The sequence below is a fragment of the Arenimonas sp. genome, assembly GCF_041919775.1.
Classification (GTDB): Bacteria; Pseudomonadota; Gammaproteobacteria; order Xanthomonadales; family Xanthomonadaceae; genus Arenimonas.
The window spans coordinates 62,012-87,523 of the sequence record NZ_JAYRTE010000011.1 but is presented as its reverse complement, the minus strand read 5'-3'; the positions used below and the strand labels follow the sequence as shown (position 1 = coordinate 87,523).

The window sequence follows — 25,512 nt, the reverse complement described above, 5'->3', positions numbered from 1 at the left end:
CCTTCAGGCGCGAATCTCTTCTTGGCCAAAGGCCAAGTCAAAGGATTCGCGCCTGAAGGCGCTCCTACAGAGGAGTCGAATCAGGCGGGGGTGCCGTCGGGGTTGTGGTCCAGCAGCCACAGCCCGGCCCATAGCTTGGGATCCATGGCGTAGCCGGCGGCCATCTTGCCGGCGAGCCAGCGCGGGGCTTCATCCACAGGCACTTCGTGCACGGTGATGTTCTCGGTCTCGTCGCCGCCGCCGGCGTGGATGCGGGTCAGGCCGCGGGCGCGCACGAAGGCGATCAGCTCGTTGCTCATGCCCGAGCTGGTCGGGCCGACCATCAGCACCTTGACCTCGTCGGCCTGCCAGCCGGTTTCTTCCAGCAGTTCGCGCCGGGCGGCTTCTTCCATCGTATCGGCCGCATCGAGGTCGCCGACCAGGCCGGCCGGCATCTCGATCGTCGGCGCGCCCAGCGGGATGCGGAACTGTTCAACGAAGAGCAGCTTCCGCTCGGGCGTCACCGCGATCACGATCACCGCGCTGCCGGCGTTCGTGCGCTCCGCGTATTCCCAGTGCCCGTGCTTCACCAGCCGCAGGTACTTGCCTTCGCACATCACCACGGGTTGTTCGCTCATGCCCGGGATCGTAGCGCGGCGCGGCCTCAGGTGGCGAGCAAGCGGCGGCGCGTCAGCGGCCCGAAGCGCAGCTGTTCGCAGAAGGTTTCCAGCGCGGAGCGGTCCGGGTCGCGGCGTTCGCACAGGCCGAGGTCGGCGGGCAGCGGTGCGTCGACGGCGATCGTCGCCAGCCGGCGCGAGAGCAGGGCGATGTCCCGGTGTTCACGCAGGCGGGCCGCGTGCTGGGAACTGCCGCGCATGCGCAGGAAGGGCACTTCGTCCAGGCGATCGTAAATCGCATCCAGGCTGCCGAAGTGAGCCAGCAGGATGGCGGCCGTCTTGGGGCCGATGCCCGGCACGCCGGGGATGTTGTCGATCGCGTCGCCGGTCAGGCCCAGGTAGTCGGCGACCTGATGGGCGTGCACGCCGTAGCGCGCCTTCACCCCGTCGGCGCCCCAGCGTTCGTTGCGGGCGAAATCCCACTGCTGGTCGTCGCCGGCCAGCAGCTGGGACAGGTCCTTGTCGGCGGAAATGATCAGGCCGGCGTGGCCTTCCGCACGCACCCGCAGCAGGCTGGCGCCGATCAGGTCGTCGGCCTCGAAGCGTTCGTCCGACAGCACCGCCAGGCCCAGCGCCCGGCACAGCGCCTGGCAGTGGCCGAACTGGCGCTTGAGTTCTTCCGGCGCCGGTTCGCGGTTGGCCTTGTAGGCCGGGTAGAGCGCATTTCGGAAGTTCGATTCCAGCGACTGGTCGAAGGCCACGGCGATGCGCCCGGGTTTCTGCCGCTCCAGCAGGTCCAGCAGGAAACGCGCGAAACCCTGCACGGCGTTGACCGGCCAGCCGTCGACGTCATGGAACTCGTCGGGCATCGAATGCCAGGCCCGGAACACGTACAGGCTGGCGTCGACCAGGTGGACCGGCTGGCTCATGGCGACCATTCGGCCAGCAGGGCGTCCGGATCCGGGCGCTGCCGCTCGGGCGCGGTTTCGGTCGCGGTGCCGATATGGATGAAGCCCAGCACCAGCTCGCCCTCGCGAAGCCCGAGCTGGCGCAGGATCTCGTGGTCGTAGGCGGCCCAGCCGGTGAGCCATTGCGCGCCGAAGCCCAGGGCCTGGGCGGCCTGCAGCAGCGCGAAGCAGACGGCGCCGCCGGACAGCAGCTGTTCCTGCACCGGCACCTTGTGCCCGGGCACCGGACAGCCGACGACCACCAGCACCAGCGGGGCCTGGGAGAAGCGCTGGCGGTCCTTGTCCACCAGGGCCGGCGCGGTGGCGGGATCCTTCTGCAGCGCCCGGGCCGCCAGGCGCTCGCCGAGGACGTGGCGGGCCTCGCCGCGAATGGCCAGGAAGCGCCACGGCGCCAGCCGGCCGTGGTCGGGCACGCGCACGGCCTCGGCCAGCATCGCGCGCAGCTGGGCGGCGTCGGGGCCCGGGTCGGCCAGCAGGCGGGAGGGCACCGAGCGGCGCTGGCGCAGGTATCGGAGTTCGTTCATCCGGCGGAGATTACCATTCGTCCACCCCGGCCCCGGATCGGTCGTTCTGGGAATCGGTTCACAGTTATCTGTGGCACGATTGCCCAGAATTCCTCCACAGCGCGTGGTCCCCCCCCGACGTGCAGAGGCCCATGAACGAGAATCCCATCCCCGGCAACGCCCCCGCCAGCGCCCCGGCTTCCGCCCGGGACGTGGTGGCGGCGATGCGCCGCCGCAGCACCGAACACCTGCAGGCCGTTCTGGCCCGCGTGTTCGCCCGGGCCGACGACTGGCTGTTCGACCTGGCCAAGAAGGACGGGGTTCCGGACGGTTCGCCCTACCTGTTCGCGATGCGCGCCCTGCGCGCCTCGCGCGCGCCGCTCGAGCGCGGGTTCCGCGACTACCTCGACACCGGTTTCAGTGCGTTTGAAACCCGCACCTCGCCGCGCAAGCCGGACGACAACGCCTCCGGCATGCCCGAGCTCAGCCTGTTGCCCGAGGCCGAACTCGAGCAGCAGCTGGCGACCAATCTCACCGCCGAGGCCATCACCCGCATCCACGGCAAGCAGCTCGACGAACTGGCCGGGCGCCTGGCGCGCATGGCAGGCGTCGCCAGGCTCGATGCCGACGCCAATCCGCTCAGCGCGCATGCGCTGGCCGGCGCCATCGGTGCCGCGCACGAGGGCATCGAACTGCCCGACGACGTGCGCATGGTGCTGTTCAAGTATTACGAGCGCGAGCTGATCCACGACCTGCGCGACCTGCTGACCGACCTCAACGCGCGCCTGGAAGCGGCGGGTTTCCGTTCCGACCTGGCCGCGCCCAAGCAGCCGGCGCAGCGGCCGCAGCCCAAGCCCGATTACGTGCCGCCGGCCACGGCCGACGGCTACGCACCGGCGGCGTCCGATTACCGGCCCGCCGGCGCCGGTGCCGATTCGGCAGACGGCCCGGCCGCGGAAGACCGCGCGGTTTTCGAAGTCCTGCAGCAGCTGCTGCACGCCTGGCGCCCGGCCCAGCCCGGCGCCGCCCAGCAGGGTGGCCGCCAGACCGGTGGCGCCGGCCAGCGCCCGCTGGCGTCCAACGAAATGATGTCGCTGCTCTCGCTGATGCAGTCGAACGTGCCGCAGGCCGTCAACGAGGCGCTCGAGCGCCCCGAGGTCTCGCTGGCCGCGCTGCTCAAGAACGAAGTGCTGCGCGGGGCCAGCCGCATCGGCCTGCCGCCCGAGGAAGTCAGCATCAGCCAGGCCGACGAGGACGCGGTGGACCTGGTCGGCATGCTGTTCGACGTGATGTTCGACGAGCGCGACTTCGAACAGTCCGCGCGCACGATGATTTCCCGCCTGGTCGTGCCCTTCGTCAAGGCTGCGGTGATGGACCGCCGCCTGTTCCTCTACAAGACCCACCCGGCCCGTCGCCTGCTGAACTCGCTGGCCGAGGCCGTCGAAGGCAACCGCGGCGAAGGCCCGCAGGAGCGCGAGCTGCTGCAGAAGGCCGAGAGCACCGTCGATCGCCTGATCGCCGAGTTCAACGAGGACCTGGCGATCTTCGAAACCCTCGAGCAGGAGCTGCGCCAGTTCCTCGAACAGCACCGCCGCCGGGTCGAGCTCGCCGAACGGCGCGCCGCCGAGGCCCAGCGTGGCCAGGAGCGCCTCGAACAGGCCCGCGACCTGGCCAGGGTCGAACTGCAGCAGCGCACCCGCGGCCTGGAACCGACGCCGGCGATGCGCGATTTCCTCGAGCGCAACTGGACCCACCACCTGTCGATGATCGCGCTGCGCGAAGGTCCCGACAGCGGTTCCTGGCAGGTCGCCCTGACCGTGGCCGACCGCCTGCTGGGCCTGCTGCCCAAGCCCGGCGATCCGCCCGAAGCCATCGCGCCCGCCGTGCAGGCGATGCGCGAACCGATCGAAACCGTGCTCGCCAGCTCCGGCATCATCGGCGAGGCCGCCCAGGACGTGATGCACGGCCTGGCCGACAGCCTCGAGCGCCGCGCCCGCGGCCAGGCCCAGGTCAAGGTCGAGCCGCCCGCGGAAGCGCCGGCCGACGACAAGGTGGTGCAGATGCCCGACCGGCGTTCGGTCGTGGCGGCGGCGCTGGCCGACCTCAAGCCCAAGCTCGAGGTCGTCGGTGGCAAGGCCGGGCTCAAGGTCAGCGACAGCGACGTCGAGCAGATGCGCCAGATCAAGATCGGCACCTGGATCCACATCGCCGGCGACGACGGCAAGCACCACCCGGTGAAGCTGTCCTGGATCAGCCCGATTTCCTCGCGACTGATGTTCGTCAATCGCCGCGGCGTGCGCGTGCTGGTGGCATCGGTCGAGGAGCTGGCCGCGATGAAGCAGACGGGCAACCTGCTGGTGCGCGAACAGGAACAGGTCTTCGACCAGGTCCTGCACCGCGTCATGGGTAAGCTGCGCGAAGACCTGGGCTGATCCCCGCCGCGCGCGTCGCGGTTTCCGGTAGCATCAGGGCCGGACAAACCGGGGAGTGGCGCGCATGGCGGCCTGCATCGTCTTCATCCGTGAAACCGCGCCGGGCGAACGGCGCGTCGCGCTGACGCCGGAAACCACGCGCAAGCTTACCGGCCTCGGCGCAAGGGTGCTGATCGAACGTGGTGCCGGCGAACCGGCCTTCTTTCCCGATGCTGCCTACGCCGGTGCGGAGTTTTCCGACGACGCCGATGCGGCGCTGGCGCAGGCCGACGTGCTGGTCTGCGTGCAGCCGCCCTCAAACGATCGCCTGGCCCGGCTCAAGCCCGGCGCCGTGGTGATCGGCCTGCTGGCCCCGCACGCCGACCCGGCCCGGGTCCAGGCTTTCGTCGACGGCATACTCACCGCCTTTCCGCTGGAAAAACTGCCGCGCACCACGCGGGCCCAGGCCATGGACGTGCTGTCCTCGCAGGCCGGCATGGCCGGTTACAAGGCGGTGCTTCTGGCCGCCCAGCTGGCGCCGCGCTATTTCCCGATGCTCACCACCGCCGCCGGCACCATCCGGCCGTCGAAGGTGCTGGTCATCGGTGCCGGCGTCGCCGGCCTGCAGGCCATCGCCACCGCCCGCCGGCTCGGCGCGCAGGTCGAGGGTTTCGACGTGCGGCCGGAAACCCGCGAACAGATCGAATCCCTGGGCGGCAAGTTCCTCGACCTCGGCGTCAGCGCGGCCGGCGAGGGTGGCTACGCGCGCGAACTCACCGCCGAGGAGCGCGCCGAGCAGCAGCGTCGGCTGGGCGAACACCTCAGGACCGTGGACGTCGTCGTCACCACCGCGGCGGTGCCCGGCCGCCCGGCACCGAAGATCATCAGCGCCGCGATGGTGGCCAACATGAAGCCCGGCAGCGTGGTCGTGGACCTGGCCGCGGAAACGGGTGGCAACTGCGAACTCACGCGACCCGGCGAAACCTTTGAACAATCCGGCGTCACCTTCGCCGGCCCGCTCAACCTCGCCAGCCAGGGCGCGATGCACGCCAGCGAGATGTACGCCCGCAACGTCTTCAACTTCCTGGCGCTGTCGCTCAAGGACGGCGCACTGGCGATGGACTGGGACGACGAGCTGCTGGCCAGAACCTGCCTGGCCCACGACGGCGCCCGCCGCGACGGCTGACTAGTCGGCGCCGGTTTCCGGCGGCGGCGAAAGCCCGGGGCCGCCGGTTTCCAGCCAGGCGCGCCGCTGTTCCGGGCTCATCGCGCGCCACTGTTTCCTCAGCGCGTCGCGCTCCGCGGCGGGAAGGGCGTGCATCGCGCGCATGGCCCTGCGTGCCTGCTCGCGCTGCTCGGGCGACAGGTCGCGGTAGTTGCGCATGCCCTTGCGGATGCGTTCGCGTTCTTCGGGTGGCATCGCGGCCCAGCGCGCACGGCGTTCCGCGCGTTCGAGCAGATGCACGCGGCGCGAGGCCGGCAGGCTGTCCCACTGGTCCTTGTGGTGGCCGAGGTGTTCGCGCTGCTGCGGCGTCAGTTCGTCCCAGCCCGGCACCACCACGCCGGCGGGCACCGTGATCGGTCCGTGGTGGGCCGGGTCATGCCCGTGCCCGCGGTCCCGGTCGCCGCGCTCGTGCGCGATCGCCGGCGCGGCCAGCACCAGCAGCAGCGCGAAAGCCAGCCGCCGAAGCCCTGGCAGGCTGCCCTTCATCGCGGTTCCCCGGGCGAGGCGACCGGCGCCTCGGCCAGCCAGGCGTAGAGTTCGGCATCCTCGGCCAGCACGAGGGATTCAACTTCCTCGCTGGCCAGCGCCGCCGTTGCCGGTGCTTCCAGGTCACCGCGCGGCAACCACCAGGCCAGGCCCAGGGCCATCACGCTGGCGGCGACCGCGCCCGCGGGCCACAGCCGCCGGCCCGACAAAGCAGCAGGCGCCGGCCGCAGCGCCGTTTCCCGGGCCCGGCGCAGCCGGAAGGCCGTGCCCTGGTCCAGGCGGTCACTGGCCCGGTCGAAGAGGTCGCGGGCCCGGTCGGTGGTGGGGTCGGGGCGGCTCATCGCCATTCCTCCAGGTGGGTGCGCAGGGCGGACATTGCCCGCGACAGGTGGGTTTTCACGGAGCCTTCGGAGCAGCCCATCGCCGCCGCCGTCTGGGCAACGTCCAGGCCCTGCAGCTCGCGCAGCAGGTAGGCCTCGCGCTGGCGGCGGGGCAGGCGGCGCACGGCCTTGCCCAGTGCGGCCCAGGCGGCGGCGTCGGCGTGGCGGCGGGCCGGGTCCTCGTTCGGGTCGGGCAGCATTTCCAGCGGGTCGTCGCGGCTGTCCTCGTCCCGGCCCAGCACGGCCATCACCTTGCGCCGCACGCTGTTGCGGCGGTGGCGGTCGGTGACCTGGCGACGCAGGATCGCCCAGAACAGCGGCGTCCACTCCGCCGGTGGCCGGTCCCGGTAGCCCACGAGCCTGATCATCGCCTCCTGCACCGCATCCAGGGCGTCTTCGCGATGGCCCAGCGCCAGCTCCGCCATGCGGAAGCCACGACGCTCCACCGACGCCAGGAAGGCATCGAGGCTGGTCGCTTCGGCGGCAGGGGCGGCGTCGAAGGGCATCACGGGCGGGCGGACGGGCCGGTCATGGCGCCTTATAACGCATTGACGCCGGCCCGGTTGACCCCGATGGCCGGCGGCGCTGGCCGGCATTCAAGCAGCGGTTATGATGCCAGGGCGATCGCCATCGCACGGGGAGGGGACATGGACGGTTTCGTCGCGCTGTACATCTTCATGCTGGCCGCGTTCACGGGCTACGAAATCATCGGCCGGGTGCCGGTGATCCTGCACACGCCGCTGATGTCGGGCTCCAACTTCGTGCACGGCATCGTGCTGGTCGGCGCGATGGTGGTGCTGGGCCACGCCGACACCACGGCGGAAAAGGTGATCGGCTTCCTGGCGGTGCTGATGGGCGCGGGCAACGCGGCCGGCGGCTACGTGGTGACCGAACGCATGCTGGAGATGTTCAAGTCCAGCAAGAAGGGAGGCGGCGCATGAGCTGGCTGCCGCTGCTGGTGAAGGCGAGCTACTTCGTCGCCGCATTGCTTTTCATCCTGGGCATCAAGCGCATGGCCTCGCCGGTGACGGCGCGCAGCGGCATCCGCTGGGCCGGCGCCGGCATGGTGCTGGCCACCGTGGCGACGTTCGCGACGCCCGGCATGCACAACATCCCGCTGATCCTGGCCGCCGTTGTGCTGGGCACGGCGGTGGCCTGGTGGTCGGGCAAGCGCGTGGCGATGACCGACATGCCGCAGATGGTGGCGCTTTACAACGGCCTGGGCGGCGGTTCGGCGGCGGCGATCGGCGCGGTCGAATTGCTGCGTTATTCCGACCTGGGCGTGGCGCCTTCGCAGACGGCGCTGGTGCTGGCGGTGGTGGGCGCGCTGATCGGCTCGGTCTCGCTCACCGGCTCGGTGATCGCGTGGGCGAAACTCGACGGCCGGCTGGACAAACGCTTCACCTTCCCGGGCCAGCAGGTATTCAACGCGCTGGTGTTCCTGGTGGCGGTGGTGCTGGGCGTGTTCACGGTGCTGGGGCTGCAGCAGCCGGTGATCATCGGCTTCTTCGTGGCGGCGCTGGCGGTGGGCATCCTGATGACGCTGCCGATCGGCGGCGCGGACATGCCGGTGGTGATCTCGCTGTACAACGCGCTGACCGGCCTGGCCGTGGCCTTCGAAGGCTACGTGCTGCAGAACGAGGCGCTGATCATTGCCGGCATGGTGGTCGGCGCGGCGGGCACGATGCTGACGCAGCTGATGGCCAAGGCGATGAACCGTTCGATCGCGAGCGTGCTGTTCGGCAGCTTCGGGGCGACCGGCGAGGCGAAGGAAATCGCCGGCGCGCAGAAGCCGATCGAGGCGGGCGACGTGGCGGCGATGATGGCTTACGCCGAGCGCGTGGTGATCGTGCCGGGTTACGGCATGGCGGTGGCGCAGGCGCAGCACAAGGTCTGGGAGCTTACGCAGGCGCTGATCAAGCGCGGGGTGAAGGTGAAGTTCGCGATCCACCCGGTGGCGGGGCGCATGCCGGGGCACATGAACGTGCTGCTGGCCGAGGCGGGCGTGCCTTACGACCTGATCGCGGACATGGACGACATCAACCCGGAGTTCCCGACGACGGACGTGTCGCTGGTGATCGGCGCTAACGACGTGGTGAACCCGGTGGCGAAGACGGACCCGTCGTCGCCGATCTACGGGATGCCGATCCTGGACGTATCGCTGTCGAAGAACACGATCGTGATCAAGCGCGGCAAGGGCACGGGTTTCGCGGGCATCGAAAACGCGCTCTTCTACGCCGACAACACCCGCATGCTCTACGGCGACGGCGCCGCCGCCGTGGCCGAACTCATCGCCGAACTCAAATCCGTCGACGGCGGCCACTGAACAGGTGCCCCTGTAGGAGCGCCTTCAGGCGCGAATCTCTTGGCCTTTGGCCAAGCAGAGCGTCGCCGCCGAGATGTTTGCGGGTGGAGGCGCCGCGCATTTGCCCCGGCCGACACGCCGCAAGTACGTCCATGTAGCCTCTTCGTCGACATCCATGTCTCCGAAGGTCGGCCAGGGCGACTGCACGCTGCCTCCACCCGCGAATCGAGCGGGGCGACGCCTTGCTTGGCCGCAGGCCAAGACCAAGGGCATCGGGATTAAAGTCCCTCCCACAAGGCCAAAACAGAGATTCGCGCCTGAAGGCGCTCCTACAAGAGGAACGCGGGGGTCAGGTGGCGAAGGCGGCGGCGTAGTTGGTCGAGTAGACGGTCTTTTGCAGGACGTCGGAGATCTTCAGGTTGCCGGCGATGATCTGGCCCGAGTCGAGCAGGCGGTCGCCGCGGCCGTGGAAGTCGCAGACGCGGCCGCCGGCTTCGCGCACCAGCAGCATGCCGGCCGCGATGTCCCAGGGCTTCACGCCCGCCTCGAAGTAAGCATCGGCGCGGCCGCAGGCCACGTAGGCCAGGTCCAGCGCCGCCGAACCCGTGCGCCGGATGTCTTCGGCCTCGGACAGCATCGTGCGGATCGAGTCCAGCTGCGGCGCCAGGCGCGCGCGTTCGCGCGGCGGGAAGCCGGTCACCAGCATCGCGCCCTTGAGGTCCTTGCGTTCGGAAACGCGGATCTTCTTGTCGTTGAGCAGTGCGCCCGCGCCCTTCGAGGCCGTGAACAGCTCGTTGCGCATCGGGTCGAAGATCACGCCGTGCACCGGCTCGCCGTTTTCCACCTGCGCGATCGACACGCAGAAGTGCGGCCAGCCGCGAAGGTAGTTCGAGGTGCCGTCCAGCGGATCGATCACGAAGGTCGAGCGGCCCTTGCCCATCGCGCCCGACTCCTCGCCAAGGATGGCGGTGTCGGGGAAGGCCCGGCGAAGCTCGCGTATGATCACCGCCTCGGCCTCGGAGTCGACCTCGCTGGCGTAGTCCTGCTTCGATTTCTCGAAGACATTGAGGGCGTCGAGCTTGCCCATGTGGCGCAAGATCAGGTTACCGGCCGATCGGGCGGCCTTGACCATGACGTTGACGACAGGTTTCTGCATATTCCCGTCCGAAGAACCGCTGGATTGTGTGAAGAACAAGGAGCCGGTCCGTGCCGGCGCGGCGCAAGGATAACAGGTTGGCCAACGAAAATATCCGAATCGTGCTCGTCGGCACGCAGCATCCGGGCAATATCGGCTCCGCCGCGCGGGCCATGAAGACCATGGGCCTGGCGTCCCTGCGCCTGGTCGCGCCCGAGCGTTTCCCCGATCCCGAGGCCAACATGCTGGCCGCCGGCGCCGATGACCTGCTGGCCACGGCCCCGGTCCACGGCGACCTGGTCGAGGCCCTGGCCGGCTGCCGGTTCGTGGTCGGCACCAGCGCCCGCCGCCGGACCATCCCGATGCCCGAGCTGAGCCCCCGCGAGGCCGCCCGGCAACTGGTCCGGGCCGCCGCCGAAGGCTCCGTGGCCCTGCTGTTCGGCCGCGAACGCACCGGCCTGGAGAACGAGGAGCTGCAGCGCTGCCATGCCTCGGTCTGCATCCCGACCGACCCGGATTTCGCCTCCCTGAACCTGGCCGCCGCCGTCCAGGTGCTGTCCTACGAGCTGCGCCTGGCGACCCTCGAGGCCGCCGGGGGCCAGCTGCCCACGGGGCGGCCCATGCCGCCGCCCGACACCGAGCCGCCGGCCACCGCCGACGAGCTCGAACGCCTGTTCGGCCACCTCGAGCAGGCCCTGGACGACATCGACTTCCACAAGGGCCGCCCGCCCGAGATGGTGATGGGCAGGCTGCGCCGCCTGTACCTGCGGGCCGGGCTGGACACACGGGAGGTGAAGATCCTGCGCGGCATCCTGTCCGAGGCCCAGCGCATGGCCCGGCTGGCCCGGGGCGGGCAAGCCTAGCGCCGCCGCAGTGGGGCGAATAGAGTAGGCGGGCCCAGAGCCCATCCCCGAAGAGAGCCCAGTGACGCCCCATTCCCACAGTGCAGTTCCCGGTGGTGTGGTGCGCCTGGTCTTCCTGCTGATGCTGGCCCTTTCCGGCCTGGCCACGGCCAGCGACGGCGTGCTGGTGCTGGGACGGATCAGCGACGACCCGCGCCGCCACTACGAACAGCTCAAGCCGCTGCTCGACTACGTCGTGCCGCGCATGAAGGACGTCGGCATCACCGAAGGCCGCGTGCTCATGGCGCGCGACCCGCAGCAGATGATGAGCTACCTGCGCCGCGGCAAGGTCGACTGGGTCACCGAAACCCCGGGCACCGGCCTGCTGCTGGCCGACCGCGCCGGCGCGCGGCCGCTGCTGCTGACCGAGCGCAGCGGTTCGCGCGAATACCGCAGCGTCATCTTCACCCACCGCGACAGCGGCATCACCGACCTCTCGCAGCTGCGCGGGCACACCATCGCCTTCCAGTCGCCGTCTTCCACCAGCGCCTACCTGGTGCCGGCGATGGCCCTGCTCGAGCGCGACCTGCCGATGGCGCTGATGGTGTCGCCGCTGGAAGAGGCCGACGCCGACTCGGTCGGTTACGTATTCGCCAACACCGACGCCAACCTCGGCGCCTGGGTGCACAAGCGCCTGGTCGACGCCGGCGGCTTCAGCGACCAGGACTGGGCCTCGCTGCAGCGGGTTTCGGAGGCGTTTCGCCGCGACCTGGTGATCATCCACACCACCGGGCCGGTGCCGCGCGCCATGGAGCTGGTCAACGAGGACATGGACCCGAAGGTGGCGGCCCGCCTGAAGGAAGTGCTGCTCGGCGCCGCCGAGGATCCGCAGGCGCGCGACGCGCTGCGCCAGTTCTTCCGCACCACCGGTTTTTACGAGGCCGATGCCGAAACCCGTCGTTCGCTCGGTGAACTGCAGCGCGGCTCGCGGGCCGTTCGCGAGGCGCTGGAATGAGGCTGCCTTTCCGCCTGGGGCTTCGCGGCGAACTCATGTGGCTGCTGGCCGGGGTCATGCTGGTGGTCGCCGGCCTGTTCGGCGCGCTCTGGCTGCATACCCAGCGCAGCAACGCCGATGCCCGCGAACTGAGCGCCGACGCCGTGCGCGAACTGGCCCGCGAGGGCCTGCTGATGCGCGGCCACACGCTGTCGAGCCAGCTGGCCGACGCCGCCACCAATCCGATGTACTACCTGGACCTGGCCAAGCTGGGTGAACTGGCGCGCGCCACGCTGCGCCAGCCCGACGTGGTCTACGTGATCATCCACGACGCCGATGGCCAGGTGCTGCACGACGGCTCCGGTGACATCCCGGCCTTCGGCCAGCCGATGGCCGACCCGATGGCCTTCGAGGCCCTGCAGGCCGAGGGGCCGCACGGGCAGTGGAACGACAAGCTGCTCGACGTCGCCAGCCCGATCCGGATCGGCGGCGAACGCATCGGCGGGGTGCGCGTGGGCCTGTCGCGCGACAACGCCAGCCGCCGCGAGGTCGAGGTGCTGGGGCCGCTGGAAAAGAGCCTGGGCCAGGCCAACCGCGAACACCTGGCCTGGATTCTGGCGCTGCTGGCCGCGCAGTTCGGCATCGCGGCGCTGGCGATGTGGCTGCTGCAGCGGCGCATCGTGCAGCCGATCAGCGAGCTGGCCGACGCCGCCGGCCGCATGGAGAAGGGCCGCTACGGCGACATCGAGCTGCGCTCCGAACGCCAGGACGAACTGGGCGACCTGGTGCGCGGTTTCGGCCGCATGGCCGAGGCCGTGGCCCGGCACGACCGCGACATCCGGCGCATGGCCTACACCGACTCGCTGACCGGCCTGTCCAACCGCCTGGCCTTCCGCGAAGCGCTCGACGACCGCCTGCTGACCCTGCAGGCCAGCAGCGGCGAGCTGGCCCTGCTGTTCATCGACCTCGACGACTTCAAGCGCGTCAACGACACCCTGGGCCACGAGGCCGGCGACGAAGTCCTGGGCCAGCTGTCGGTGCGCATCCGCATGACGGTCGAGCGCCTGGGCGGGCAGGGCGCCGAGATCGCCCGCTTCGGCGGCGACGAATTCATCGTGCTGTTCCTGGCCGAGGACATCCGCGCCAGCTCCGGCCGACTGGCCGAGGAGCTGATCGAGGAAGTGCAGCGGCCGCTGGTGCTGCAGGGGCGGCAGGTGTTCCTGGGCGCGTCGGTCGGCATCACCCTGTTCCCGTTCGATGCGTCCAGCGCTGGCCAGCTGCTCAAGAACGCCGACATCGCGATGTACCAGGCCAAGGTCGCCGGCAAGGGCTGCTACCGCTTCTATTCCAAGGCCATGGACCAGGCGGTGGAGCGCCGGGTGAAGCTCGAGGAAGAACTGCGCGGCGCCTGGGAGCGCGGCGAGCTGAGCCTGCACTACCAGCCGATCTACCGGCTGGCCGACGGCCGCCCGATGGGCGCCGAGGCGCTGTGCCGCTGGGAACACCCGCGCCTGGGCGTGGTGCCACCGTCGGTGTTCATCGAAGTGGCCGAACAGAGCGGGCTCATCGAGGCCCTGGGCCGCCACGTACTGGTGCAGGCCTGCCAGGACGCCGCCACCTGGCAGCAGCCGGGCCTGGAGCCGCCCTTCGTGTCGGTGAACATCTCGCCGCGCCAGCTGCGCACCGGCGACCTGCCGGACGTGGTGGCCAGTGCGCTGCAGTCCACCGGCGTGCTGCCGCAGCAGCTGCACCTGGAACTGACCGAAACCGCGGTTCTGGGTGACGAAGCCCAGGCCAGCGCGCTGCTGTCGCGCCTGCGCGCGACCGGCGTGAAGGTCTGGCTGGACGATTTCGGCACCGGCTTCTCGGGGCTCAGCCACCTGCGCCGGGTGCCGGTGGACGGCGTGAAGATCGACCGCAGCTTCGTCGCCGACGTGCTGCGCGACCCCGACGACCTGGCGCTGACCTCGGCGATCATCGCGATGGCCCATTCGCTGGGCATCACCGTGGTGGCCGAAGGCATCGAGACCGAAGGCCAGTACGCGGTGCTGCGCGAGCGCGGATGCGACCAGGGCCAGGGCTTCTGGCTGGGCCGGCCGATGCCGGCCAACGACATGCGCCGGGCCTTCCGCGAGGCGTCGGGCGAATAGCGGATTCCGATCAGCCGAACTTGTCGGCCAGCCAGGCCGCGGCCTGGCCCGAGAAAAAGCCGAGCACCACGATCTGGGCAATGCCCAGCGCCCAGGCGACCAGCATCATCCGGCCGTCGCGTTCGATCAGCGCGATCGCGAAGGCCAGCAGGATCAGGCCGAAGGGGTAGTTGGTCGCGGGGATCGGCAGGGCCAGCAGCCCGCCCAGCACGACCAGCAGCAGGCCGGTGAACAGCCGGGCCGCGGGATGGTCGATCACCCATTCGGTGCGCGGCCGGCTGATCTTCTCCAGCCAGCGCAGCAGGCGGGAGGTCCGGTTGCGGAACCTGGCCATGCCCTCGCGCGACAGCGGGCGCCGCGACAGGAAGCCCGGCACCCAGGGATGGGCCATCAGCACCAGCATCTGCAGGCCCGCCAGCGACACCAGGGGGCCGCTGACGGCGCCGGCGCCGACCGGCAGGGGCACGAAGGCCGGCAGGACGGCGATCAGCAGGAAGATGCCGAAGGCGCGGGCCCGGAAGTGGTCCAGCACGCCGCCGATGGTCATCGGCGCGTCATCGGCCTCGCCATTGCCGTCGGCAAGGACGTCGAGCAGGGCACGCGTGCTGATTTCGGCGGGTGTCATGGCCCGGCAGTCTGGGGCGGGAAGCCTTTATCCGTGCTAAATCCCGTCCTCGCGCTCCGGTTCGGGCAGGCGGGCGACCAGCAGCTTGTCGATGCGCGCGCCGTCGAGGTCGACCACCTCGAAGCGCCAGCCGGCCCAGTCGAAGTGTTCGCCCGAATGCGGGATGCGGCCGAAGCTGGCGATCACCATGCCGGCGGCCGTGTGGTAGTCGCCGTCGTCCTCGTCGGGCAGGCGGCTCAGCAGCAGCAGCTCGCGCAGCTCCTCGGTCGAAAGGCGGCCGTCCACCAGGTAGGAGCCATCGTCGCGGGTCACCACCAGGGCTTCCTCGGGCGCCGATTCGGTGTCCTGCACGCGGCCCAGCACCGCCGCCAGCAGGTCGTTGGCCGACACCATGCCCTGCACGTCGCCGTATTCGTCCACGACCAGGGCCAGGGTCTGCTGCTCCTCGCGGAAGATCTCGAGCAGCTTCATCGCCTGGGTCGATTCGGACACGAACAGGGCCGGCCGCAGTTCGCGGAAGAGTTCAGCGTTGCTGCCGACGCGGCCGATCATCGCCGTCAGCGACTTGGTTTCAAGGATGCCGAGCACTTCGGTGTCGCTGCCGCGGTAGACCGGGTAGCGGGCGAAGGGCGTCTCGCGCATCACCTCCAGGTTTTCCTCGAAGGTGGCGGAAGCGTCCAGCCAGACGATGCGCGTGCGCGGCGTCATCAGGCCGGCGCTGCTGCGGTCGCCCAGGCGCAGCACGCGGTTGATCATGTTGCGTTCGCTGACGTCGATCACGCCCTGCTCGTGGCTCTCGGCCACCAGCATGCGGATTTCCTCTTCCGTCACCTGGTCGGCCTGGCCGCGGTCCAGGCGCAGCACCTTCATCAGCAGCCGGGTGCTGTGCGAAAGCAGCCAGACGAAGGGCGTGGCGACCAGCGAGATCCACTTCATCGGGATCGCGACGATCGCCGCGATGCGTTCGGGGGCCAGCAGCGCGATGCGCTTGGGCACCAGCTCGCCGACGATGATGCTGAAGTAGGTGATCAGCACGACCGCGATGCCCTTGCCGATGTCGTCCGCCAGGTCGGGGTCGAGGCCGAGCGGGGCGAGGGCCTCGGCGATCCGGATGCCGATGCTGGCACCGCCGAACATGCCGGTCAGGATGCCGATGGACGTGATGCCCACCTGCACGGTGGACAGGAAGCGCTCCGGGTGTTCGGCCAGCTCCAGCGCCGCCTTCGCCCGCAGGCTCTCCTCGGCCTGTTGTTTCAGGCGCGGCTTGCGGGAGGTGACGACCGACATCTCCGACAGCGCGAAGAAACCGTTGCAGATGATCAGGAAAAGGACGAGGGCGAGTTCGAAGGTCATGGGCTGCCGGACTGGGCCGGCGCGGGGCTCCTGCAGGAGGTTCTGGGTCGGTTATGGCGGGCACTATGCCATAGGCGCCGCGCGGCTTCCGGGTGCGAAAGGCTGGGGCCGCCCGTCACATGGCGGTAACATGCGCGCCATCCGGGGCGCGGGACGGGCCCGGCCACGCCAGGCAAGGAATCCCCATGTTTTCCCTCCAGACCATCTTCGGCAAGGGCGACAAGTTCTACGGCCTGCTCGAGGCCAGCGCCGGCGCCGCCCGCGAGAGCGCCCGCGCCCTGGGCGAGCTGCTGTCCACGCCCCCGGCGGAACGTTCGCTCGAACGGTTCAAGGAGGCCCGCCAGCGCGAGAAGGACCTGCAGGCGCAGATCAGCCACGAGCTGGTGATCACCTTCGTCACCGCGCTCGAGCGCGAGGACATCGAGGAGCTCTCGAGCGCGCTGTACAAGATCCCCAAGGTCGTCGAGAAGTTCGCCGAACGCTACGCGCTGGCGTCGGAGCGGGTCGGCGACGTCGATTTCATCCCGCGGGCGGCGATGCTCGAACGCGCCTGCACGGTGCTCGAACAGATGGTCGGCCAGATGCGCAAGGGCATGTCGCTGGAGGCGACCAAGGCCCTGAACGACAAGCTGCAGGCGATCGAATCCGAAGCCGACCGGCTGATCCTGGAAATGTACCGGGACACCTACACCCACGAAACCGACCCGATGCGCTACCTGATCCTCAAGGACCTGTACGAGATCCTCGAGAAAGCCATCGACCGCTGCCGCGACGCCGGCAACGTGATCTACCACATCGTGCTCAAGAACGCCTGATCCATGTCCGCCGACCTGGTCCTGGTGCTGGTCGTGGTGCTGGTCGCGCTCGTCTTCGAGTACATCAACGGCTTCCACGACACCGCCAACTCCATCGCCACGGTGGTCGCCACCAAGGTGCTGAGCCCCCTGCAGGCGGTGGCGCTGGCCGCGGTGATGAACCTGGTCGGGGCGCTGGCGGGCACGGCGGTGGCCATGACCATTTCCTCCGGGCTGATCGATGCCGACGTGGTGGTGGTCAGTTCGCAGATGGTCATCTGCGCGCTGAGCGGCGGCATCGTCTGGAACCTGATCACCTGGTGGTTCGGCCTGCCGTCCTCGTCCAGCCATGCGCTGATCGGCGGCCTGGTGGGTGCCGCGCTGGCGGCGGCGGACAACAATTTCGACGTGCTGATATGGGCGCGCGAGGCCGAACACTGGACGCAGAACGAGGGTCTGTTCTGGAAGGTGGTGGTGCCGATGGTCAGCTCGCCGCTGGCCGGCTTCACCCTGGGCCTGGTGATGATGGGCGCGCTGATGGCCGTCATCAGCGCCATGAACGGCGCCGGCGGCTGGCTCGCGCGCATATCGCGGCCGCGCTGGGTGAATGCGGTGTTCGGCAAGGCGCAGATCGTGTCGGCGGCCTACATGGGCTATGCCCACGGCACCAACGACGCGCAGAAGACGATGGGCATCATCGCGCTGGCGCTGATCGGCGCCGAAGCCGCGGGCACGCTCGACGACCTGCCGCCGATGTTGGCCTTCCTGCATCCCGGCAGCGACGGCGGCGCGATCGATACCTGGATCATCGTGACCTGCGCCATCGTGATGGCGGCCGGCACCGCCGCGGGCGGCTGGCGCATCATCAAGACCCTGGGCCACAAGCTGGTGAAGCTGCACCCGATCCATGGCTTCGCGGCGGAAACCAGCTCGGCCACGATCCTGTCGCTGGCCGCGCACTTCGGCATGCCGGTCTCGACGACGCACAGCATCTCGACGGCCATCATGGGCGTGGGCGTGGCCAAGAACCCGCGCTCGCTGCGCTGGAGCGTGATCCAGAAGATCCTCTGGGCCTGGGTCCTCACCATTCCCGCCGCCGGCGGGCTGGCCTACGCCCTCTTCAAGGGCGCCGAATGGGTTGGCTGGACGTGAAGCGCCCCGGGGCTAGAGCAGGTCGCCGCCGGCCGAGAGCATGCGCTCCATCTGGTCGCCCAGGCCGCCGATCTCCAGCACGAGGCGGTCGATCTCGGCCGCGGTGAGGGTGTCGTAGGGGCGGTTCTCGCACAGCTGCAGGTAGGGCATGCCGTCGAGTTCGCCGATGGCCAGGAAGCCGACCGGGCTCTGCCAGTTGAAGGCCAGCATGCGCTTGGCGTCGACGCCGGTCATCGGCGCGATCACCGTGCTCACGCGCAGGTAGGTGCGGTCGGTTTCGTCCATCATTTCCGACAGGAAGATGCTCTGGTGGCGCTTGCCCTTGTCCAGCGACAGCTGCACGCAGGCCAGGTAGGGCTCGCTGGCGGTCAGCTTGTACTTGCCCTGGAGGTGGCCGCGGATCTGTTCGAAGTTCTGCATGGTCGCGTACTGCTGGCTTGGGGGGAGCGCTATCCTAGCGCCCATGCCAGCAAAGCCCAAGGAAAGCCGGGCCAGCGAGCAGCGCCGGTGCGTGCTGCTGGCCGTGCATGCCGTGCCCGCCGGCCAGGTCGCCGGCTATGGTGAAATCGCCCGCCGGGCCGGCCTGCCTGGCCGGGCCCGGCTGGTCGCGCGCATCCTTTCCGCCGGCGACGAACCCGGCCTGCCCTGGCACCGCGTGCTGCGTTCGGACGGGCGCATCGCCTTCCCGCCCGGGTCGCCGGAATTCGACGAGCAGGTGCAGCGGCTGCGCGCCGAAGGCGTGCGCGTGGAAGGCGGCCGGGTGCGCGGCCAGCGGGCGGCGCCCAGCCTCGACCAGATACTCTGGGCGCCGCCGGACTGAGCCACCGGCAATGCGCCGGCTGCCGTTATGATGGGCCGGACTTTTTCCGGGAACTCCGCATGTACCTGCCGCCGGTCACCAAGGCCCTGTTGATTGCGCTAGCCGTCGCCTACCTGGCGCAGATGCTGGCGCCGGAAGCCGCGATCCTCTATTTCGCGCTGTGGCCGCTGGGCGAGTATCCCGTGGGCACCGGCAGCGACGGCCTGCCGCTGTCGGTGGGTTTCCTGCCCTGGCAGATCCTGAGCTACGGACTGCTGCACGGGAGCTTCGGCCACCTGTTCTTCAACGCGCTGGCGATCTACATGTTCGGCGGCTCGCTGGAGCAGACCTGGGGTTCGCGCCGGTTCCTTTCCTACTTCCTCGTCTGCGTCGCCGGCGCCGGCCTGATCCAGCTGGTCGTGGTCACCAGCGGCATCACCGGCCAGGGCGTGTATCCCACGATTGGCGCCTCCGGCGGCGTGTTCGGCCTGCTGCTGGCCTACGGCATGCTGTTCCCGAACCGCCAGGTCATGCTGCTGATCCCGCCGATCCCGATGAAGGCGCGCACCTTCGTCATCGTGTTCGGCGCCATCGAGCTGCTGATGGGCGTTTTCAACACCGCATCGGGTATCGCCCACTTCGCCCACCTGGGCGGCATGCTGTTCGGCTGGCTGATGATCCGCTACTGGCGCGGGCAGCCGCCGTTCCGTCCGCGCGGGCCGAGGGCGGTGCGATGAGGGCGGCGTTCGCATGGTCGCTGGCCTTCGCGCTGGCGGCTGGCCTGTCGGTGGCCCGGGCCGAAGAGCCTGCCCTGCCGCTGTGCGCGTCTCCAGACCTGGCCTCGCTGCCGGAAAACCCGGACGGCGACCCGGCCCTGCGCCTGGCCACGCTGGCCCGCTGGCAAGCCGAAGGGGCCACGCCGAACCAGACATTCAGGGCGGGGGCGCTCTACCGCATGGGCAAGGCGCATCCGGCCGCCCTGGTCGAGGCCGACCTGCAGAAGGCGCGGGACCTGCTGGCGAAGGCGGCGCTGGCCGGCGAGCTGACCGCGATGGCGTCGTCGGCCGAGCTTGAGCTCCGGCATGGCGATGCCTTCTCCGGCATGGTCTGGGCGCAGCTCTACGCGCACTACATGCAGGTCACGCATCCCAGCCGCTTCCGCACCTACCAGGCCGACCTGATCAAGCGCGGTTTCGCGGCCCTGCCGCCGGGCGAAGAAACCGAGCGCAGGATCGTGGCCTACGTGCAGGGTTTCTTCGACAAGTACGGCGCCGGCATCGACGCGGCGCTGGCGTCCACCAAAGACGCAGGGGCGTCGCCGGAGCGCGACTGCCGGCCGGTGCACGAGGTGTATCCGGTCGAGCGCCGCCTCGACAGCCATCGCGTGCCGCTGGCGGGCGGCAGCAACACGATCAAGCGCGCCCGGCTGCATGGTCCCGGCCTGGCGCTGTTCCGGCTGCACGTCGCGCCTTCGGGCGAAGTCAGCCAGGCGCTGGTCATCGAAAGCCTGCCGGGGCCGGCGGCCGGCAAGGGCCTGCGGGCTTCGGCGCTGCGGATGCGCTTCAACGCGGTGGCGGAGGACGCGCCGATCCGCGTTGTCTATCTGCCGATGACCTACGACGACCAGTCGGTGCGCGTTCGGGACTGAAGTCCCTCCCACGGGAAGGCGGGCATTCGGGACTGAAGCCCCTCCCGCGGGGGCCTTGGTCAGCGGCGGAGCTGGAGGAAGTCGGTGCTGGCGACCAGGCGCAGGCTGTCCAGGCGCGGACGCGCCGTGGGAAGGGCGGCGAGCACGGCCTCGCGTTCGGCCTCCAGTGCGGCAATCTCGGCCGGGCGCACCGCCGGGTTGACGTGCGCCAGCGCGCGCAGGCGCTGGATTTCCGCGGACAGGCTTTCATCGGCGCGGGCGACGGCTTCGTCGATGCGTGCCTGCGCCGCGGCTTTCGCGGCATCGCGGCAGCGCTCGAGCATCGGCGGCACCAGCGCCGCCAGCACCTTGCGCTGCGGGCCCAGGTCGAACACGCGGTCGCCGGCGCGGTGGCGGGCGCGGTCGCTGGGCGCGAAATCCGGTCGCTGCTGCAGCCGCGTGTCCACGGCCACCGACAGCGGCACCGGCGGCAGCCAGCGTTCGATGTCCAGGCGCGCGTCGGCCACGCATTCGATGACGTTCACCGCCTCGAGCACCACGGTGCGCGGTGGCAGGGCGTCGTCGACCAGGAAGGCCGCGTTGCCGCTTTCGCCGGAGATCAGCAGGTCGGTGGCGGTCAGCATCAGCGGGTGGTCGGGACGCAGGTAGAGCAGGTCGTCGCGGGCCAGCGCGGTGGCGCGGTCGGTCGTGCAGGCGCGCATGCCCTGGCGCAGCTCCTCGAAGCCGTCGACGGTCAGGTGTTCGGGGTCGAGCAGCCAGGTGGTGGGGCCGAGCGCTTCGTTGTGCACGCCGAAACTTTCCAGCAGGCGCAGCGGGAAGTCGTCCAGCACGGCGTGCTGGTCGTCCGATAGCAGCTCCTTGCGCAGTGCGTCGCGCTCGCCCAGGCCGCGGCTGCCCAGTTCCAGCAGGCGGTCGCGCCCTTCGGCGATCAGGCGTGCGACTTCGGCGTGGCGCTCGCGGGTGCGTTCGAGCAGTTCGCCGAAGGCCGGTTCGCGGGCGTCGGCGTCCATGCCCGCCAGCTGCAGCAGCTCGGCGCCGAAGCCGCGCAGCATTTCGCGGCCGTCGGCCAGGACCTGGCGGAAGGCGTCGAGGCCGTCGTGCAGCCAGCGCTGCAGCACTTCCTGGGCGCTGCCGGCAACGGCGGCCGCATGCAGGTTGACGTCGCCGGCCTGGCCGATGCGGTCGAGGCGGCCGATGCGCTGTTCCAGCATGTCCGGGTGCAGCGGCAGGTCCCAGAACACCAGGTGCTGGGCGAACTGGAAGTTGCGGCCCTCGGCGCCGATTTCGCTCGACACCAGCAGGCGCGCGCCTTCCGGGTCGGCGAAAAACGCGGCGTTGCGGTCGCGCTGCAGCAGGTTCATGTCCTCGTGGAAACGCGCCACCTGCAGGCCGGTGCGCAGGCGCAGGGCTTCTTCGATGGCCTGCACCTTGGCGCGCGAACGGCAGATCAGCAGCACCTTGGCCGGGGCGACGGCGTCGAGCGTTTCGAGCAGCCAGTCCATGCGCGGGTCGCGGGTGAAGTCGTGCGCGGGCTCGTCGTCGGTGTCGCCGACGTCGTGCGCGAATTCGGCGCGCAGCGTGCCCAGCACGGTCGGGTCTTCGGGCGCGGGCAGGGTGGCCAGGTGCGGAATGCGCTTGGGGAAACCACCGACGGCGGCGCGACGGTTGCGCACCATCACCCGGCCGGTGCCGTGGCGGTCGACCAGGTCGGCCAGCAGGGCGTCGCGGGCCGCGGCGTCGCCGGCGGCGATCCGGCCCAGGCGCTGGGCAAGGTGGTCGCCGTCCTCCGGGAACAGGTCGGCCAGTGTTTCCATGTCTTCGGTGGTCAGGGCCTGGTCGTCGAGCAGGCGGCCGGCCAGGGCCGACAGGCCCTGGTAACCGCGGGTTTCGGCGCGAAAGGCATCCAGGTCGGTGTAACGCGCCGGGTCGAGCAGGCGCAGGCGGGCGAAATGGCCGCCCAGGCCCAGCTGTTCCGGCGTGGCCGTCAGCAGCAGCAGGCCCGGCGTGCGCGCCGACAGCGACTCCACCAGGGCATAACCCGGGCTGGTGAATTCCGGCGTCCAGACCAGGTGGTGGGCTTCGTCCACCAGCAGCAGGTCCCAGCCGGCGGCCAGGGCCTGGCGGGCGCGCTTTTCATGACTGGCCAGCCAGTCCACCGAGGCGATGACGCACTGTTCGTCCTCGAAGGGATTGGCCTTGGGTTCGGTCATCTCCAGCGATTCGCAGCGCTCCTCGTCGTAGATGGCAAACGGCAGGTTGAAGCGGCGCAGCAGCTCGACGAACCACTGGTTGACCAGGCTTTCCGGCACCAGCACCAGCACCCGGCGGGCGCGGCCCGAGGCCAGCATCTGCGCGGTCACCAGGCAGGCTTCGATGGTCTTGCCCAGGCCGACTTCGTCGGCCAGCAGCAGGCGCGGGGGGCGGCGCGCGGCGGCGGCCTCGGCCACCTGCAGCTGGTGCGGCACCAGGTCGATGCGCGCGCCCAGCACGCCCCAGCCCGGATGCGCGCGCGCTTCGGCGCGGCGGCGAAGGCATTCAACGCGGAATTCGAACTGGTCGTTGCGGTCGACCCGGCCCGACAGCAGGCGCGAATCGGCCTGCGACACCGGCTGTTCGGCATCGAGCGCGCCCTCGGGGTGCCACTGGCCGTCGCACAGGTAGTGCACGTGGCCGTCGCGGTCCTCGACCTGTTCGACGGTCTTGTCGCTGCCCTCCACGCGCACGCGCTCGCCGGGGCGGAACACGGCGCGCAGCAGTGGCGCCGAGCCCAGGGCATACATGCGCACCACGCCGGTGCCGGTGAAGACGATCTGGACCTGGCGACCGGCCAGGCGCAGCACCGTGCCCAGGCCCAGTTCGGGCTCGGCGCTGGAAAACCAGCGTTGGCCGGGGGAAAACAACATGCGCGACTCCACTCGGGGGAGCGCGATTCTACTCGCCCGCGGCCGGGCCGCCCAAACCTTTCCGGCCGGAGCCTGAACGCGGACGGCCCGGGCAAGCCCGGGCCGTCCTGGTCACGCGGGGAGGCGCGGCCTTACCAGATCGAGACCCGGTCGGCCTCCGGCCGCACCATGGCGTCGCCTTCCTTGCACTCGAACGCGGCCGCGAACACCGGCAGGTTCGACGGCGCGCCGATGGCCCGGAAGCGGGCCGGGGCGTGCGGGTCGGTCTGCAGGCGCACGCGCAGCTCTTCGTCCTTGAAGTTGCGGCGCCAGACGGTGGCCCAGTTCATGAAGAAGCGCTGGTCCTGGGTGTAACCGTCGATCTCGCCGACCTTCTTGTTCTCCAGCTCGCGCTGCAGGGCGTCGTAGGCCACGGCCAGGCCGCCCAGGTCGGCGATGTTCTCGCCCAGGGTCAGGTTGCCGTTGACGTGCAGGCCGTCGATGGACTCGTAGGCGTCGAACTGCGCCACCAGCTGGTCGGTGCGCGCCTTGAAGCCTTCCTTGTCCTTGTCGCTCCACCAGTTCTCGAAGTTGCCCGAGGCACCGAAGCGGCTGCCCTGGTCGTCGTAGCCGTGGATCATCTCGTGGCCGATCACCGCGCCGATGCCGCCGTAGTTGAGCGCCGGGTCGGCCTCGATGTCGAAGAACGGCGGCTGCAGGATCGCGGCCGGGAACACGATCTCGTTCGCCAGCGGGTTGTAGTAGGCGTTGACCGTCTGCGGGCTCATGCCCCACTCGGTCCTGTCCACCGGCTTGCCGATCTTTTCGAGGTTGAAGCGGTAGTTGAACTCGTTCGCCGCCATCAGGTTCGCGATGTAACCCTCGCGACCGGTGGACAGGCCGCTCCAGTCACGCCATTTGTCCGGGTAGCCGATCTTCGGGGTGAAGGCGGCCCACTTCTCGATCGCCTTTTCCTTGGTCTCCGCGCCCATCCACTCGAGGTTCTCGATGCGGACCTTGAGCGCGTCCGAGAGGTTGCCCACCAGGTCCTGCATGCGCTCCTTGGCTTCCGGCGGGAAGGCCACGGCCACGTATTCCTGGCCCAGGGCTTCGCCCATCTGGCCGTTGATGGTGTTGAGCACGCGCTTCCAGCGCGGCTGCAGTTCCTGCTGGCCGCGCAGGGTCTTGCCGTAGAAGTTGAAGTTCTCCTCGACGAAGGCACCCGAAAGGAAGGGCGCGGCGTTGTCGATCGCGTGGAAGCGCAGGTAGGCCTGCCAGTTTTCCACCGGCACGTCGGCCAGCATCGTGCTGACCTCGGCGTGGAAGTCGGGCTGGGCCAGCGAGAACATTTCCGGCGCCGGCACGCCCTGCGATTCGAAGAAGCGCGACCAGGTGAAGTTCGGGCTGACGGCGTCGGCCTGCTCCAGGTTGACCGGGTTGTAGTACTTGGAGACGTCGCGCGAGAGCTCCTCGCTCGACAGCGACTTGCCGGCCAGGCGGGTCTCGAAGTCCATCACGGCCTTGGCCTGCGTGGCCGCGGCTTCGGCGTCGGCGCCGGCCAGCTCCAGCACCTTGGCGATGTGGGCGACGTAGGCCTCGCGGATGTCGGCGTGTTTTTCGTCGAAGTAATAGCCCTTGTCGGGCAGGCCGAGGCCGGCCTGGGTGGCGTAGGCGATGTTCATCGTCGAGTTCTGGAAATCGGCCTCCGGGCCGAAACCGAACACGAAACCCTGCCCCTTGGCATAGCTGTCGCGCAGCCACTGCGCCACGGCCTCGCCCGAATCGAGCGCGGCGATGTCGTCGAGCATCGGCTGCAGCGGCGCCAGGCCGGCGGCTTCGATGGCGGCTTCGTCCATGCCGGTGGCCCAGAGGTCGCCGATCAGCTTGGCGGTGCCGTCGGCGCCTTCGCGGGCGGCGAGGTTTTCGACCAGGGCGTGCTGGATTTCCAGCGAGCGCTCGGCCAGGGCTTCGAAGCTGCCCCAGGTGGTGCGGTCGGCGGGCACCGGGTTGGCGGCCAGCCACTTGCCGTTGACGAACTGGTCGAGGTCGGTGCAGGCCGACACGTTGGTGTCGAGGTCGGCGGCCTGCAGCGCGATCATCGGGGTGGTGACGCCCGACAGGTCGATCGCGGGCGCGGCGGACTCACCGGCGGTCTCGGCCGCGGTCGTTTCCGGGGCGTCGGATTTCTGGCAGGCGGCGAGGGCGACGGTGACGGCAAGCGCCAGCGCCAGGGGTTTGAAACGGCGGGAATTCATGGGTGTCTC

The 25,512-nt window shown here is 69.9% G+C and carries 24 protein-coding genes; 12 read left to right on the top strand and 12 right to left on the bottom strand.

From position 1 onward, the window contains the following. Positions 1-80 precede the first annotated feature (80 nt). The 3 genes from ACE3TE_RS08270 to ACE3TE_RS08260 are packed head-to-tail and all read right to left on the bottom strand — an operon-like array spanning position 81 to position 2,088. Entirely contained in the window at positions 81-617 is a 537-nt protein-coding gene (locus ACE3TE_RS08270) for an NUDIX hydrolase (protein WP_374603953.1), read from the bottom strand. 26 nt (positions 618-643) lie between these two features. Beyond that, entirely contained in the window at positions 644-1,534 is an 891-nt protein-coding gene (locus ACE3TE_RS08265) for a 5'-3' exonuclease H3TH domain-containing protein (protein WP_374603951.1), read from the bottom strand. Further along, on the bottom strand, positions 1,522-2,088 hold the full coding sequence (locus tag ACE3TE_RS08260) for a nitroreductase (protein WP_374603949.1): 567 nt from the start codon (positions 2,086-2,088) through the stop codon (positions 1,522-1,524). Before ACE3TE_RS08260 ends, ACE3TE_RS08265 begins: the two co-directional genes overlap by 13 nt. 131 nt (positions 2,089-2,219) lie before the next feature. Between ACE3TE_RS08260 and ACE3TE_RS08255 the strand changes: the two genes are divergently transcribed. Together ACE3TE_RS08255 and ACE3TE_RS08250 are read left to right on the top strand one after the other, a co-directional pair. Further along, entirely contained in the window at positions 2,220-4,499 is a 2,280-nt protein-coding gene (locus ACE3TE_RS08255) for a DUF1631 domain-containing protein (RefSeq protein WP_374603947.1), read from the top strand. 64 nt (positions 4,500-4,563) lie between these two features. Then, a complete protein-coding gene (locus tag ACE3TE_RS08250; protein ID WP_374603945.1) occupies positions 4,564-5,664 on the top strand; it encodes an NAD(P) transhydrogenase subunit alpha in 1,101 nt (366 codons plus the stop codon). Here the strand turns inward: ACE3TE_RS08250 and ACE3TE_RS08245 are convergent, their stop codons facing one another. The 3 genes from ACE3TE_RS08245 to ACE3TE_RS08235 are packed head-to-tail and all read right to left on the bottom strand — an operon-like array spanning position 5,665 to position 7,075. Beyond that, a complete protein-coding gene (locus ACE3TE_RS08245; protein ID WP_374603943.1) occupies positions 5,665-6,189 on the bottom strand; it encodes a DUF3106 domain-containing protein in 525 nt (174 codons plus the stop codon). After that, positions 6,186-6,530: a hypothetical protein gene (locus ACE3TE_RS08240; protein ID WP_374603941.1), complete on the bottom strand. Its 345-nt coding sequence runs from the start codon at positions 6,528-6,530 to the stop codon at positions 6,186-6,188. Before ACE3TE_RS08240 ends, ACE3TE_RS08245 begins: the two co-directional genes overlap by 4 nt. Beyond that, on the bottom strand, positions 6,527-7,075 hold the full coding sequence (locus tag ACE3TE_RS08235) for an RNA polymerase sigma factor (RefSeq protein ID WP_374603939.1): 549 nt from the start codon (positions 7,073-7,075) through the stop codon (positions 6,527-6,529). The genes ACE3TE_RS08240 and ACE3TE_RS08235 overlap by 4 nt, the downstream gene beginning before the upstream one ends. 141 nt (positions 7,076-7,216) lie before the next feature. Between ACE3TE_RS08235 and ACE3TE_RS08230 the strand changes: the two genes are divergently transcribed. Together ACE3TE_RS08230 and ACE3TE_RS08225 are read left to right on the top strand one after the other, a co-directional pair. Continuing rightward, positions 7,217-7,510 carry an NAD(P) transhydrogenase subunit alpha gene (locus ACE3TE_RS08230; RefSeq protein WP_188660804.1) on the top strand — a complete coding sequence of 98 codons (294 nt, stop codon included), beginning with the start codon at positions 7,217-7,219 and terminating at the stop codon, positions 7,508-7,510. Beyond that, positions 7,507-8,895, top strand: coding sequence for an NAD(P)(+) transhydrogenase (Re/Si-specific) subunit beta (locus ACE3TE_RS08225; RefSeq protein ID WP_374603937.1), 1,389 nt, complete (start codon positions 7,507-7,509; stop codon positions 8,893-8,895). The genes ACE3TE_RS08230 and ACE3TE_RS08225 overlap by 4 nt, the downstream gene beginning before the upstream one ends. Before the next feature lie 328 nt (positions 8,896-9,223). Here ACE3TE_RS08225 and ACE3TE_RS08220 read toward each other — a convergent pair whose 3' ends face one another. Beyond that, positions 9,224-10,030 (bottom strand): inositol monophosphatase family protein, encoded by an 807-nt coding sequence (locus tag ACE3TE_RS08220; RefSeq protein ID WP_374603935.1) that lies wholly within the window; start codon positions 10,028-10,030, stop codon positions 9,224-9,226. A 77-nt stretch (positions 10,031-10,107) separates the two neighbouring features. Between ACE3TE_RS08220 and ACE3TE_RS08215 the strand changes: the two genes are divergently transcribed. The 3 genes from ACE3TE_RS08215 to ACE3TE_RS08205 all read left to right on the top strand — a co-directional run bounded on the left by ACE3TE_RS08215 (position 10,108) and on the right by ACE3TE_RS08205 (position 13,995). Continuing rightward, positions 10,108-10,872, top strand: coding sequence for an RNA methyltransferase (locus tag ACE3TE_RS08215; protein ID WP_374603933.1), 765 nt, complete (start codon positions 10,108-10,110; stop codon positions 10,870-10,872). 121 nt (positions 10,873-10,993) lie between these two features. Beyond that, the gene (locus ACE3TE_RS08210; RefSeq protein ID WP_374603956.1) at positions 10,994-11,866 is read left to right on the top strand and encodes a phosphate/phosphite/phosphonate ABC transporter substrate-binding protein; all 873 of its coding nucleotides are present in this window, start codon (positions 10,994-10,996) and stop codon (positions 11,864-11,866) included. Then, on the top strand, positions 11,863-13,995 hold the full coding sequence (locus ACE3TE_RS08205) for a putative bifunctional diguanylate cyclase/phosphodiesterase (protein WP_374603931.1): 2,133 nt from the start codon (positions 11,863-11,865) through the stop codon (positions 13,993-13,995). Before ACE3TE_RS08210 ends, ACE3TE_RS08205 begins: the two co-directional genes overlap by 4 nt. Positions 13,996-14,005: 10 nt before the next feature. On the opposite strand, the gene ACE3TE_RS08200 is transcribed toward ACE3TE_RS08205, so the two are convergent. Then, on the bottom strand, positions 14,006-14,620 hold the full coding sequence (locus ACE3TE_RS08200; protein WP_374603929.1) for an exopolysaccharide biosynthesis protein: 615 nt from the start codon (positions 14,618-14,620) through the stop codon (positions 14,006-14,008). Positions 14,621-14,656: 36 nt separating this feature from the next. Beyond that, on the bottom strand, positions 14,657-15,973 hold the full coding sequence (locus tag ACE3TE_RS08195) for a hemolysin family protein (RefSeq protein WP_374603927.1): 1,317 nt from the start codon (positions 15,971-15,973) through the stop codon (positions 14,657-14,659). 185 nt (positions 15,974-16,158) lie between these two features. Here ACE3TE_RS08195 and ACE3TE_RS08190 point away from each other — a divergent pair, with 185 nt between their 5' ends. Continuing rightward, on the top strand, positions 16,159-16,788 hold the full coding sequence (locus tag ACE3TE_RS08190; protein WP_374603925.1) for a DUF47 domain-containing protein: 630 nt from the start codon (positions 16,159-16,161) through the stop codon (positions 16,786-16,788). A gap of 3 nt (positions 16,789-16,791) precedes the next feature. Further along, positions 16,792-17,919 (top strand): anion permease, encoded by a 1,128-nt coding sequence (locus tag ACE3TE_RS08185; protein ID WP_374603923.1) that lies wholly within the window; start codon positions 16,792-16,794, stop codon positions 17,917-17,919. Between the two features lie 12 nt (positions 17,920-17,931). On the opposite strand, the gene ACE3TE_RS08180 is transcribed toward ACE3TE_RS08185, so the two are convergent. Further along, positions 17,932-18,339: a hypothetical protein gene (locus ACE3TE_RS08180; RefSeq protein ID WP_374603921.1), complete on the bottom strand. Its 408-nt coding sequence runs from the start codon at positions 18,337-18,339 to the stop codon at positions 17,932-17,934. A gap of 43 nt (positions 18,340-18,382) precedes the next feature. On the opposite strand from ACE3TE_RS08180, the gene ACE3TE_RS08175 reads away from it, so the two are divergent. The 3 genes from ACE3TE_RS08175 to ACE3TE_RS08165 are packed head-to-tail and all read left to right on the top strand — an operon-like array spanning position 18,383 to position 20,366. Further along, entirely contained in the window at positions 18,383-18,739 is a 357-nt protein-coding gene (locus ACE3TE_RS08175; protein WP_374603919.1) for an MGMT family protein, read from the top strand. A gap of 59 nt (positions 18,740-18,798) precedes the next feature. Then, positions 18,799-19,455 (top strand): rhomboid family intramembrane serine protease, encoded by a 657-nt coding sequence (locus ACE3TE_RS08170; protein WP_374603917.1) that lies wholly within the window; start codon positions 18,799-18,801, stop codon positions 19,453-19,455. Next, complete coding sequence (locus ACE3TE_RS08165; RefSeq protein WP_374603915.1) at positions 19,452-20,366, top strand: hypothetical protein; 915 nt, start codon at positions 19,452-19,454, stop codon at positions 20,364-20,366. The genes ACE3TE_RS08170 and ACE3TE_RS08165 overlap by 4 nt, the downstream gene beginning before the upstream one ends. Before the next feature lie 59 nt (positions 20,367-20,425). Here ACE3TE_RS08165 and rapA read toward each other — a convergent pair whose 3' ends face one another. Both rapA and ACE3TE_RS08155 read right to left on the bottom strand, forming a co-directional pair. Continuing rightward, a complete protein-coding gene (gene rapA, locus ACE3TE_RS08160; RefSeq protein WP_374603913.1) occupies positions 20,426-23,269 on the bottom strand; it encodes an RNA polymerase-associated protein RapA in 2,844 nt (947 codons plus the stop codon). A 131-nt stretch (positions 23,270-23,400) separates the two neighbouring features. Further along, the gene (locus tag ACE3TE_RS08155; RefSeq protein ID WP_374603911.1) at positions 23,401-25,503 is read right to left on the bottom strand and encodes a M13 family metallopeptidase; all 2,103 of its coding nucleotides are present in this window, start codon (positions 25,501-25,503) and stop codon (positions 23,401-23,403) included. Between the last annotated feature and the right edge of the window lie 9 nt (positions 25,504-25,512).

Excerpts from the sequence above, each read along its gene's own strand:
- ACE3TE_RS08230 (WP_188660804.1), top strand. The coding sequence starts at position 7,217 with ATGGACGGTTTCGTCGCGCTGTACATCTTCATGCTGGCCGCGTTCACG.
- ACE3TE_RS08180 (WP_374603921.1), bottom strand. The coding sequence starts at position 18,339 with ATGCAGAACTTCGAACAGATCCGCGGCCACCTCCAGGGCAAGTACAAG.
- ACE3TE_RS08245 (WP_374603943.1), bottom strand. The coding sequence starts at position 6,189 with ATGAAGGGCAGCCTGCCAGGGCTTCGGCGGCTGGCTTTCGCGCTGCTG.
- ACE3TE_RS08240 (WP_374603941.1), bottom strand. The coding sequence starts at position 6,530 with ATGAGCCGCCCCGACCCCACCACCGACCGGGCCCGCGACCTCTTCGAC.
- ACE3TE_RS08250 (WP_374603945.1), top strand. The coding sequence starts at position 4,564 with ATGGCGGCCTGCATCGTCTTCATCCGTGAAACCGCGCCGGGCGAACGG.
- ACE3TE_RS08225 (WP_374603937.1), top strand. The coding sequence starts at position 7,507 with ATGAGCTGGCTGCCGCTGCTGGTGAAGGCGAGCTACTTCGTCGCCGCA.
- ACE3TE_RS08165 (WP_374603915.1), top strand. The coding sequence starts at position 19,452 with ATGAGGGCGGCGTTCGCATGGTCGCTGGCCTTCGCGCTGGCGGCTGGC.
- ACE3TE_RS08265 (WP_374603951.1), bottom strand. The coding sequence starts at position 1,534 with ATGGTCGCCATGAGCCAGCCGGTCCACCTGGTCGACGCCAGCCTGTAC.
- rapA (WP_374603913.1), bottom strand. The coding sequence starts at position 23,269 with ATGTTGTTTTCCCCCGGCCAACGCTGGTTTTCCAGCGCCGAGCCCGAA.
- ACE3TE_RS08255 (WP_374603947.1), top strand. The coding sequence starts at position 2,220 with ATGAACGAGAATCCCATCCCCGGCAACGCCCCCGCCAGCGCCCCGGCT.
- ACE3TE_RS08210 (WP_374603956.1), top strand. The coding sequence starts at position 10,994 with ATGCTGGCCCTTTCCGGCCTGGCCACGGCCAGCGACGGCGTGCTGGTG.
- ACE3TE_RS08195 (WP_374603927.1), bottom strand. The coding sequence starts at position 15,973 with ATGACCTTCGAACTCGCCCTCGTCCTTTTCCTGATCATCTGCAACGGT.
- ACE3TE_RS08220 (WP_374603935.1), bottom strand. The coding sequence starts at position 10,030 with ATGCAGAAACCTGTCGTCAACGTCATGGTCAAGGCCGCCCGATCGGCC.
- ACE3TE_RS08235 (WP_374603939.1), bottom strand. The coding sequence starts at position 7,075 with ATGCCCTTCGACGCCGCCCCTGCCGCCGAAGCGACCAGCCTCGATGCC.
- ACE3TE_RS08200 (WP_374603929.1), bottom strand. The coding sequence starts at position 14,620 with ATGACACCCGCCGAAATCAGCACGCGTGCCCTGCTCGACGTCCTTGCC.
- ACE3TE_RS08170 (WP_374603917.1), top strand. The coding sequence starts at position 18,799 with ATGTACCTGCCGCCGGTCACCAAGGCCCTGTTGATTGCGCTAGCCGTC.
- ACE3TE_RS08205 (WP_374603931.1), top strand. The coding sequence starts at position 11,863 with ATGAGGCTGCCTTTCCGCCTGGGGCTTCGCGGCGAACTCATGTGGCTG.
- ACE3TE_RS08185 (WP_374603923.1), top strand. The coding sequence starts at position 16,792 with ATGTCCGCCGACCTGGTCCTGGTGCTGGTCGTGGTGCTGGTCGCGCTC.
- ACE3TE_RS08155 (WP_374603911.1), bottom strand. The coding sequence starts at position 25,503 with ATGAATTCCCGCCGTTTCAAACCCCTGGCGCTGGCGCTTGCCGTCACC.
- ACE3TE_RS08270 (WP_374603953.1), bottom strand. The coding sequence starts at position 617 with ATGAGCGAACAACCCGTGGTGATGTGCGAAGGCAAGTACCTGCGGCTG.
- ACE3TE_RS08175 (WP_374603919.1), top strand. The coding sequence starts at position 18,383 with ATGCCAGCAAAGCCCAAGGAAAGCCGGGCCAGCGAGCAGCGCCGGTGC.
- ACE3TE_RS08190 (WP_374603925.1), top strand. The coding sequence starts at position 16,159 with ATGTTTTCCCTCCAGACCATCTTCGGCAAGGGCGACAAGTTCTACGGC.
- ACE3TE_RS08260 (WP_374603949.1), bottom strand. The coding sequence starts at position 2,088 with ATGAACGAACTCCGATACCTGCGCCAGCGCCGCTCGGTGCCCTCCCGC.